General features: G+C 57.6%; 7 protein-coding genes. 3 read left to right on the top strand and 4 right to left on the bottom strand.

Translation table 11 applies throughout. The features are described from left to right. Positions 1-107: 107 nt before the first annotated feature. A complete protein-coding gene (locus NW857_RS08285; RefSeq protein WP_414333784.1) occupies positions 108-554 on the bottom strand; it encodes an Hsp20/alpha crystallin family protein in 447 nt (148 codons plus the stop codon). Between the two features lie 342 nt (positions 555-896). Between NW857_RS08285 and NW857_RS08280 the strand changes: the two genes are divergently transcribed. Beyond that, the gene (locus NW857_RS08280; RefSeq protein ID WP_414368632.1) at positions 897-1,115 is read left to right on the top strand and encodes a 2Fe-2S iron-sulfur cluster-binding protein; all 219 of its coding nucleotides are present in this window, start codon (positions 897-899) and stop codon (positions 1,113-1,115) included. 203 nt (positions 1,116-1,318) lie between these two features. Next, on the top strand, positions 1,319-5,443 hold the full coding sequence (locus tag NW857_RS08275; RefSeq protein ID WP_414337150.1) for a hypothetical protein: 4,125 nt from the start codon (positions 1,319-1,321) through the stop codon (positions 5,441-5,443). 13 nt (positions 5,444-5,456) lie between these two features. Here the strand turns inward: NW857_RS08275 and NW857_RS08270 are convergent, their stop codons facing one another. The 3 genes from NW857_RS08270 to ffh are packed head-to-tail and all read right to left on the bottom strand — an operon-like array spanning position 5,457 to position 8,491. Then, complete coding sequence (locus NW857_RS08270) at positions 5,457-6,518, bottom strand: histidinol-phosphate transaminase (protein WP_414333788.1); 1,062 nt, start codon at positions 6,516-6,518, stop codon at positions 5,457-5,459. A 48-nt stretch (positions 6,519-6,566) separates the two neighbouring features. Further along, positions 6,567-7,025: a tRNA (cytidine(34)-2'-O)-methyltransferase gene (locus tag NW857_RS08265; RefSeq protein WP_414333789.1), complete on the bottom strand. Its 459-nt coding sequence runs from the start codon at positions 7,023-7,025 to the stop codon at positions 6,567-6,569. An 8-nt stretch (positions 7,026-7,033) separates the two neighbouring features. Continuing rightward, positions 7,034-8,491, bottom strand: a complete 1,458-nt coding sequence (gene ffh / locus NW857_RS08260; RefSeq protein ID WP_414333791.1) for a signal recognition particle protein — start codon at positions 8,489-8,491, stop codon at positions 7,034-7,036. Positions 8,492-8,649: 158 nt separating this feature from the next. Between ffh and NW857_RS08255 the strand changes: the two genes are divergently transcribed. Continuing rightward, entirely contained in the window at positions 8,650-10,110 is a 1,461-nt protein-coding gene (locus NW857_RS08255; RefSeq protein ID WP_414333793.1) for a carotenoid oxygenase family protein, read from the top strand. Positions 10,111-10,225 lie beyond the last annotated feature (115 nt).

The following is a 10,225-nucleotide window of genomic DNA, read 5'->3' as shown; positions in this document are numbered from 1 at the left end:
TCCACCCCCACGCCGGCATAGCCCATTGCACTTCGGCTGGGGCGCTCGGTCTTGTCTAAAAGAGACAGCCCTCACCCCCGGCCCCGCTCCCAGAGGGAGAGGGGAGACTAGGCAGGTTGGCTTTCCACCGTCACCGCTTCCGAGGGGGTTGAAGTGCCCACTTGAACTTTGACCACCCGCGCGGCATCGGCCTTGGGCAGGGTGAGGGTGAGAATGCCGTCGCGGTAGGTAGCCGAGACTTTTTCCGGCTGAATAGTTTTGCTCAGTTTGAGGGTGCGTTGAAAAGGTTGCGCTTCTACCTCTTGATAGAGCAATTCGGCACCTTCAGGGCCATGAACCTGGAGCTCGCCGCTGATGGAAAGCTGCTGGGCTGTGGCCTCAATGTGGAAACGCTCTCGATCGGCGCCGGGCGCCCACAACTGGACGGTGTAGGCCTCGCCGCTCTCCCAAACCTGCAGCGGTGTAGGGAAGACTGGGCGAGGTCGCTCTCTCGAGCTCTGCTGCCTTGGTTGCAGCCGCACGTCGAGCACCGGTGCAAAGTAAACCAATGCCATAGCCCCTCCTTGCGTAACAGGGTAGATAGATAGACAACCCAACAGGAACAGCGCTTCGGATCCCGCCGCTCGACGAACCCCCCACCTGGAAAAGCCGCCATCCAATGGGATCCAAAGCCAATCCTGCTCCAATCATCCAAGAAAGCCATTTGAACGAGGGCGGGCAAACCGATCTGCGAGAGACAGGATCCCCTCACCTCATGGAAAAGCGGCATGAGAAGCAACGGAACCATCCATTGTCCATGTAAAACATCTTGGTCAAAACAGATGAGGTAGAGGTGAGTCAAAAAAGAGGACCGTCATGGATCCTGCTCCCATCCCCATCCGATTTCAGTGCGGCTTTTGCACGCCCTCCTGACTGCCCGCTGGCTTTGGGAGCAAGGGATCCCTGCTGGCTCCGCAACGCTGACACCCAAGGAGGCAGAATTGTGGGATCAATTGCGGGGCAACCTTTGCCGCTGCACGGGCTATCAAGCGATTTTGGAGAGCATTCAAGGGATCCAATCCAGCATTTGCTTAAGCGTTGCGGAGCAATATGGCACCTCAGCCCGTTCGCGCTAGCGGCGCGGAGCGCCAACCTAGCTCCTAGCTCAATCAGAATTGCAAATAGTTTCACAAAAACTTAAATCAAGATAACCTGATTGATTCATAGATTTTTATGGGCGATAAGCGGAGCGCAAAAAAATTAAGACTTTTGGCATACGGATCATTCCCAATGCTTGACCGGCACTAGGATAGTTATCAGGTATACCTGGCGAGATCCCATGTACGTCTACTGCACAAGAGAAGTTCTGGAAGAGGGCGCTCAATATGATCTGAAGGTATTGATAGAACGGCTGGAGCAGGGGGATCGCACGCTTTTGAGCCAGTTGTTCGACGTTCGTTATCCTTACTGGAAGCGCAACCTGCGCGACAACATTCGCTTGGTGGGCGAGCTGCGCCATCTGGGAGAGGAGTCGGTTTTGGTCTTGTTTGGCCTCTGGCCAAGAGGTAGCCATGAGTACCAGGAATTTTTAGATCGGCGGGAGGCTCGCGACTATCAAGAGCGGGTGAGAAACTGGGCTCCTGACGGCCAGTTGCAGGATTGGCTGGCAGAAAGGCGGTGTAAAAAATTACAAGAGGAAAATGGACAAAACCGGCTTCCTCCTTTGCCCGATGAGCTGTATGAATGGACACAGTTTTTGAATGCTCCCAATCGGCAGGAGCGGCTGGTCTTGGAAAGTGGGGAATGGGTGTGGCAAGTGCAAGCCCTTTCTCCAGAGCAGCGGCGCCAGGTTTATCGGGCGGTGGCCGAGTTTGTTGCCAATGAGACAGGCGAGATCTACCGCCAGCTCCCCAGCTTTTATCCAGGGGCAGAGGTTAAATGCTGGCAAGAGGGATCCCTGCATCTGGTCCTCAGCCTGGTGCGGCTGTGCGAGCAGCAAGGGGTCTTCTTTCCATTTCTCGTCGGGGTTTACGACCATAGCCCAGAGCAAAAAGAACGGTTTGAGCTGGGAGGTCGAACCTGCCTCTTTGGGATGGGGGCCAAGCAGCCGGATATTCTCCAGCACCCACAACCGTTGGAGGTATGGAAGCGGTACGCCCGTCGCGCCTACCCGGACTACATCGTGGCGGATGAGACCCTTTGGCTGGAAATGCAGGAGAGCACAGAGGGAAACCTGGCTTTGTCCATGGAGGAGGAAGAAATCCTGCAAAGCACATCTATGCCCCTGCTGATCAACGGGCGAGCCGGCAGCGGCAAGTCTTTGATGTTGTACTATCGCTTTGCCGACTATTGTAGCCACTACCTCAAAACTTCAAGGCAGGGAACTTCTCCCTACCACCCTCTCTTTTTGACCTATAGCGCCAGTTTGGTGCAGCAAGCTCGCGACAGGGTGAGCACAATTTTGCGCATTAGCCATCGCTATCGTGAGGAGGGCTATAGCTTTTCAGCCGAAGAAATTCGGCAGTGTCGAGCTTTTTTTAGGACTTTTCAGGATTACCTGTTGGGCTGTCTTCCCCCTGAGCGACAGGAACGCTACCAGCCGGATCAGTATATCAATTTTTATCGATTTCAGAACTGGTATCGCTGTCGCCATGATGTGGATCTAGAGTTGGCTTGGCACACCATTCGCACCCTGATCAAAGGCTATGAGGTAAGCGATTACTTGGATCCCGATGGCTATCGGGAAGTGCCCGAGGCCGACCGCAGTGTGGATGAAAGATCCTTTGAGCAGATTTACAAAGGGATTTGGCCAAGCTATCAGGAACGCATCACTCGCGAGGGCTACTGGGATGATCAAGACTTAGCTAGAGATGTGTTGCAAAATGGCACGCTTAACCCCATCCATCCGGTCATCTTTTGCGATGAGGTTCAGGACTTTACCCAACTTGAGCTGAATATTATTTTCTGTTTATCCCCTTGGGGGAAATACAAGTTAGATTGGGCCGTTGAGCGCCTGCCCTACGCCTTTGCCGGGGATCCCTTACAAACCATTAACCCAACAGGATTTCGTTGGGCTGCCCTGAAAAAATATCTCTACGAGCATATCCGCGCCTACCTATTGCCAACCCATCCCTTTAAGATCGAGGATCCCCAAGAGCTGAAAAATAACTATCGTAGCAACCCCCAAATTACTCGTTTTAGCAATGTGGTCAATCTATGGCGGCGGGTCCTCAGCGGCAATCGAGAAATCTATCCCCAGCAGCCCTGGCGTTCTCAAGAGCAAGGTATACCAGTTCAACAATTTGTGCTGGATGGCCAGGAAAAAAATTTAATTGAAAGTGAATTGAGAAATATGCTTAGCGACCTCACAGGAACAGTTTGTGTCTTACCCTGTTCTACAGGGGATGAGCTAAACTATGTGAGGCGGGATCCCGAACTTCAAAAAGTCTATGCCGAGGAGTTAGAGCAGAATCTCAAACCACCTCTTCTACAAACTGTTACAGCCGTCAAGGGAATGGAGTTCAAAAAAGTTATTCTCTACAAATTTGGAGACTACTACCGGCAGAAATTCGATCAAAACCTTAAACATTACACCCGGAGAGGCAGAGGAGAACTGGGCTTACAGTACTTTCTCAACCAATTGTATGTTGGTATTACCCGCCCCACTCAGGCTTTGGCTATTGTGGACACTTCTGCTGGTTGGCGGGAATTCTGGAACCCGAGCTTAGAACTTAACTTTTGGCTCGATCATCCTTCTCTGGAAGAGGATTGGTCAAAATGGAACACTGATCCGCCACTGCTGGGCTGCCCCGTCAAAGCCATGAATATCCAATACTGGACAAATACCAGCCTGAAAGATTTGCTGGAGTCGGCTCTTGAGCTACTTGGGCGCGGCGTAGAAGAAGGTAACCTTTCGCTGCTTGAGGATGTTCAAACTCTGGTGCAGAAAGCAGATAACCCGCAATTAGAGCAAGAATGTCGGGCTTGGATCTTCAAGCTCCGGAAGGAATATCTTGCAGCAGGACAACAGTTCCTGAGCTTGGAGAAGTCGGCTCTGCCTGGTAAAAATCTCAAACGAGAAGCCTGGGAGTGCTTCTGGAGAGCAAGGGCTTGGTCGGAGCTGCAGCAGCACACTGCCACCCACTTTGCCGGGTGCCCTGGGATCCCAGACTACAGTCCTCTGGTGGATTGGATGGTGGTGACTCAAAAAACCTCTGCCAAGCCTGTGGAGCGCTTCCGACAACTGGTGCGGGTGCGAGATTGGCTGAGCACTGAAGTCATCCCCAAGAACAACGACTCCGTCCCGCTTACGCGAACAGATCCCACTTGGAAAGCCTGTGTGGAGAAGTTTTTGGCGGAACTCCAAGAAGTCCTGGACAATTTGCAAACGTTTTGTCCTGAGGTGGAGGCCCGCAGCCGGTTTTTGCAAGAGACGCTCGCGGCTTTGGGGGGAAACTTGGCCTTTCTCGGCCAGCGGCAGCCGTCTGCGGATCGGTATTACCGGATTTGGGGCACCTGTCATTTTCAGCAAGGGCAATTTAAAGAGGCAGTTGCCATTTGGGATCAAGGTGGCCAAACGGAGCATTCCCGCTACTACCGGGCCAAGATCCAACTGGAACCTTTTCCCGGCAAGGTGAGGTGGCTATCCAAAGACCGGCAGGACGCAGCAGTGGTGAGCAAATGGCAGGAGGCGGGACGTCCCCTCGCGGGCGAGTGGGAGGAGTACATCGACGATGTCATCCTCAGCCTGGAACGCTTGAAAGAGTGGCCGCTGCTGCTGCGAGTCCTGATCCGGCGCCGCCAGTGGGAGAAGCTCTGGAAAGCGGTACAGGCCCACCCGCAGGCGTGGCAGCGGGGACACGATTACGAGCTGGTGGCCTGTATGGCTCGAGATCTCCAGACCAACTGGGAAGAGCTGAGGCGGAAATCCCCTGGGCTGCGAGATTTTCTTCAGGAAGTGGTAAGCAGTGTGCGCGGGGAGCACGCTTGGTGGCTGCAGCCGCTGGAGGTGGGCCTGGCCTACGAGCGACTGGGCCGCTACCGAGACGCGCTCAGGTTTTATGAGCGCTTCACCGAAGGCAGAATCGGTAGAATCCCAAGATGGCAACGCTCTCAGATTCGGCAGCGCTGGCTTCTGGTTCACAAGAAGTATCGAGATTCTCTGCAGGCGGAGGGGCGACCGACCGATCTTTTGGCGGAGGAGTTTAGCCGCGCTCAAGAGCGCTGGCGTGAGCAACTGCCCCAGGCAGAGCCTGAGCTGGAGGAACGGGATCCCTGGGCCTATGACTTTCTTGAGTACCCCAGCCCTGTTCAAAGTTGGCTGCTGCAGCAGGCTCAAACCGACGCCCAGAGACGACTCAGAGCGGAAATTGCCCAAGCGCTGGAGCAACTGGACGAACGACAATTGCAGCAGGTGCAAAGCTGGATCCAGCGCTTCTTGTCCATAGATCCACCCCGGCTCTAGAGGCAGGTTAGAGCTATGGCAAGAGCTGCCGCAGGCGCTCCAGGGCGCGTCGGTTTTCTGCGGGGGTGCCCACCGTCAGGCGCAGCCCGCCGCCGGTACAGCGCACGCAAGTTCCCAGCTCTTGCCAGGCCCGTTGTAAATCTTGGGGATCCCATCCTGCCACCCGGAAGTAGAGAAAATTGGCCTGGCTAGGCCACACCCGCACTCCCGGCAGCTCCTGCAGGGCTTGGTAGAGGGCTTCCCGCTCCTGACGGATAAGGGGTAGGTCGGCCAAAAACTCCTCGGCATGTTCCAGGGCGATCTGAACGGCCCACTGGGAGATGGCCGAGAGATTGTAGGGCAGGCGGATGGCATCCAGCACCCGGACGAGCTGCGGGTGGCCGATGGCATAGCCCACCCGGTGGGCCGCCAGGCGAAAGGCTTTGGAGAAGGTGCGCAAGATAACCCAGTTGGGGTGCTCCGCCAGCTTGGGCAGGGCCGTGTGTTGGCTGAACTCGAAATAGGCCTCATCGAGGATCACCAAAATCTCGGCGGGCAACCCTTCCACCCAGGCCCACTCGGCGGTGCTCAGGCCGTTGCCGGTAGGCGAATTGGGATCCACCAAACACACCACCCGCACCCGCTGCTCCACTACGGCCTGTTGACACCGCTCCAGATCCAGGGCAAAGGTCTCGGCATGGCGCGGCACCCGCACCACCGGGATCCCCAGGCTCTGGGCCAGGATGGCGTACATGGAGAAGGTGGGCTCGGCAACCAAAATGCCGCCCCGCCCGCCCACACAGGTGGCGATGAGCAGCGAACGGATCAGTTCATCTGACCCATTGCCCAGGCTGATTTGGTCAGGATCGGCCCCGGCATAGGCGGCAATGGCCTGCTTGAGGCCCCGGTGCTGGGCATCGGGGTAGCGGTTGCTCGGGATCCCTTTTTCCCAGAGCAGCGAGAGCTTTTGCTTGAACCCTTCCGGCCAATCGAGGGGAAACTCATTGGCGTCCAGCTTGTCGGCAGCCGGGGTGGGCACGGCGTCGTAGGGCTTGAGATGAAGCAAATCGGGACGCAGATACTGCAAAGCACACATCTTCCTGACGGAGAGAAGCTCTGATCATAACAGGATCGGCCCGACCCCTCATGCCTTTGTCAGGGATCCCTGTTGACGTAATGCCTCAAAAAGGGCAATGGCCACGGCATTGCTGAGGTTGAGGCTGCGCACCGGCCCCCGCAGCGGGATGCGCACGCTGGGATAGGTTTCCAAGAACACGGGATCCAACCCCCGGCTTTCGCTGCCGAACACCAGCCAATCTCCCGGCTGATAGGACACCTCGGTGTAGAGGGCCTGGCCGCGCACGCTAAAGCACCAGAAACGAGCCTCAGGATGGGCCTGCAGCAAAGCCGACCAGGAGGGGTAGCGATAGAGCTGGACGTGCTGCCAGTAGTCCAGCCCCGCCCGCTTGAGATAGCGATCCGAGAGGCGAAACCCCAAAGGATCTACCAGATGGAGAGGGGTATCGGTGGCTGCACAGGTGCGGGCGATGTTTCCCGTGTTGGCCGGGATCTCTGGGGCAACCAAAACAACGTGGAAGGGCATGTCTTATTTTACTTGCCCCCAAAGCCGCGGTTACTGCCCCCTTTTTTGCCTCCACCTTTGCCCGGTTTGCGGCTGGGCTGTGGCCGGGCAGGAGGGGCTGTCGAACGTCCGCGCCAACTGGGATCCCCGCCGGGAAGAGGGGTGCGCCCGCCCCCCCACCCGGGAAAACCACCGCCCATGCCCATGTTGCGCATCATGTCGCGCATGCGCTGGAAATCGCTCACCAGTCGGCTGACATCCTCCAGCTTATGGCCAGATCCACGGGCCACCCGTCGTTTGCGGCTGACACTGCGGGCCAACAGGTCGGGATTGCGGCGCTCTTCGGGCGTCATGGAGTTGATCATGGCCTCGGCGCGGGCCAGTTGGTCTTGCCCCTTTTGCAATTGTTCCTCGCTGATTTTGCCCATCCCCGGCATCAGCCGCAACAGCCCCGCCAGGGATCCCATGCGTTTGATCAGGCGCATCTGCTTGAGGAAATCGGTGAAATCAAACTGGGCGGTCATCATCTTCTCCGCCATGCTGGCGGCATCGCCCAGGTCGATCTCTTCTTGGGCTTTTTCCACCAAGCTGAGGATATCCCCCATACCCAAAATGCGCGAGGCCATGCGATCTGGGTAAAAGGGATCCAGCGCTTCCACTTTTTCGCCGACACCGACGAACTTGATCGGCTGGCCGGAAACTTGGCGAATGGAGAGGGCCGCCCCGCCACGAGTATCCCCATCCAGCTTGGTGAGGATGGCGCCGGTGATGCCCAGGCGCTCGTGGAAGGCTTGGGTAAGGCTGGCCGCCTCTTGGCCGATCATGGCGTCCACCACCAGCAAGATCTCGTGCGGCTGCACCGCCGCCTTGATCCGCTCCAGCTCAGCCATCATCTCCAGGTCGATCTGCAGGCGACCGGCAGTATCTAAAATTACATAGTCGTAGCCCTGTTCCCGCGCGGCTGCTACCCCCTGCCGGGCGATCTCCACGGGATCCGTCTTGCCCAGATCGAAAACGGGGATCTGAATTTGCTGGCCCAGAGTTTTGAGCTGGTCGATAGCCGCCGGACGGTAGATGTCTCCGGCCACCAGGAGGGACTTTTTGCCCTGCTTGCGCAAATACAAAGCCAGCTTGGCGCAGGTGGTGGTTTTGCCGGATCCCTGCAGGCCAGCCATGAGCACAATGGTGGGGGGCTGCTCCGCTTGGGCGATGGGCACGTTGGCCTCTCCCATCACCTTGACCAGCTCGTCATGGACGATCTTGATGAACTGCTGATCCGGCGTCACCCCCAGGATCACCTCGGAGCCCAGGGCAGCTTCCCGCACATCCTCGATAAACTGCTTCACCACCTGCAGATTGACATCCGCATCCAGAAGGGCGCGCCGCACCTCCCGCAGAGCTTCCTGAATGTTGGTTTCGGTGATTTTGTCCTGGCCGCGCAGCTTTCTCCAGGCCAATTCCAACTTCTCGGAGAGGGCATCAAACATGGGTGCTGTTTATCCTGTCAGGCGCTTCTGGGGCATTTCCTACCATAGTCCAGTTGGGGCAACTTCAGCTTGGGGATCCCAAGCGAGGCTGACCCAGAAAAACTGGTAACTTTACAAAAGTTTAAGCAACAATAGAAGGCGTTGCTTGCCGATCTCCCATGGTCAGTATCGCTTCTCTCTCCTACAGCAGCACCGACTGGCAGTTGGGCTATCGCTCTTTGCGCCAGGAGTACGACTATTGGATTACGGAGATCGAGGGGCGGATCCCGGAGCGGCTGCGGGGAACCCTATTTCGCAATGGCCCCGGCAAGCTGGAGGCGGGATCCCAGCGCTACGGCCATCCTTTTGACGGCGACGGCATGATCTGTGCCATCACCTTTGTGGCGGGGAAGGTTCATTTTCGCAACCGGTTTGTGCGCACCCCTGAGTTTGAGGCAGAGGAGAAGGCGGGCCGGGTGCTCTACCGCGGCGTGTTTGGCACCCAGAAGCCGGGAGGCTGGTGGGCCAATTTTTTGGATCTGAAATGGAAGAACCCCGCCAACACCAACGTCCTCTGCCTGGGCGACAAGCTGCTGGCGCTGTGGGAGGCCAGCGCCCCCTACCGCCTGAACCCGGCCACCTTGGCCACGGAGGGGATCGAAACATTTGCCGGCGGGATCTCCGCCAGCCAGCCTTTTACCGCCCATCCCCGGCGGGATCCCCACACGGGAGATCTCATCGCCTTCGGGGTGCGAGCTGCCCTCAACTCCACCTTGTTGCTGTACCGTCTGGATGCGCGCGGGCGCTTGCTGGAACAGCGGGACTACCGCCTGCCGGGCTTTGCCTTCCTGCACGATTTTGTCTGGACACCCCGCTACCGCATCTTTTTCCAAAATCCGGTGGTCTTCAACCCCCTGCCGTTTGTGTTGGGCTGGCAGCCGGCGGGCACCTGTCTGACCTTGAAGCCCGGAGAACCGACCCGCATCTGGCTCTTTCCCCAAGAGGGCGAGCCCCTGCAACTGGAAACAGAGCCGGGGTTTGTGTTCCATTTTGTCAACGGCTACGAAGTCGGGGAGCAGGTGGTGGTGGATGCCGTCCTCTATGAGAACTATCCTGCCCTGGAGCCAGATGCCGACTACCTGCAGATCGACTTTGCCCAGGTGCCAGCCGGCAAGCTGTGGCGGTTTGAGCTGGATCCCAAGGCGGGCAGTGTGAGGCGGGAACTGCTGCTGGATCGCTCGGTGGAGTTTCCGGCCATCCACCCAGCTCAAATGGGGGGATCCCACCGCTACATCTACATTGGAGCCACCCATGCGCCTGGCCCCAATGCTCCCCTACAGGCCATTCTCAAGTTGGATACCGCCACAGGCCGCACGCAGCAGTACAGCTTTGCCCCGCGCGGCTTTGTGGGAGAGCCGGTGTTCATCCCGGATCCGGAGAACCCAGCAGAAGAGGCGGGGTGGATCGTGACGGTGGTTTTTGATGCGGCCAGCCAGCGCTCTCAGGTGGTGATCCTGGATGCCTCAGACCTGGCTGCCGGCCCGGTGGCGCGGATCCCGTTGCGGCACCACATTCCCTATGGCCTACATGGCAGTTTTACTCCCCAGGTGTGGGTAGATGCCGATCCGAACAAAGGATAGGGGAGCGATCTGGGGATGGTTAAATCGATTTCTCTGGCTAAGTAGGGCACTGGGCGAGGCCAGGCAAGAGCTCTGCTCAGCAGATAGAGTTATGGCAAACAGCCATGGAACAGCT

The sequence above is a fragment of the Synechococcus sp. H55.9 genome (genome assembly GCF_047462355.1).
GTDB lineage: Bacteria > Cyanobacteriota > Cyanobacteriia > Thermostichales > Thermostichaceae > Thermostichus.
This window is presented reverse-complemented; position numbering and strand designations above follow the sequence as displayed.

Bases quoted from the DNA above. Each gene is read 5' to 3' on its own strand.
- NW857_RS08265 (WP_414333789.1), bottom strand. From the start codon at position 7,025: ATGCCCTTCCACGTTGTTTTGGTTGCCCCAGAGATCCCGGCCAACACG.
- NW857_RS08270 (WP_414333788.1), bottom strand. From the start codon at position 6,518: ATGTGTGCTTTGCAGTATCTGCGTCCCGATTTGCTTCATCTCAAGCCC.
- NW857_RS08255 (WP_414333793.1), top strand. From the start codon at position 8,650: ATGGTCAGTATCGCTTCTCTCTCCTACAGCAGCACCGACTGGCAGTTG.
- NW857_RS08285 (WP_414333784.1), bottom strand. From the start codon at position 554: ATGGCATTGGTTTACTTTGCACCGGTGCTCGACGTGCGGCTGCAACCA.
- NW857_RS08275 (WP_414337150.1), top strand. From the start codon at position 1,319: ATGTACGTCTACTGCACAAGAGAAGTTCTGGAAGAGGGCGCTCAATAT.
- ffh (WP_414333791.1), bottom strand. From the start codon at position 8,491: ATGTTTGATGCCCTCTCCGAGAAGTTGGAATTGGCCTGGAGAAAGCTG.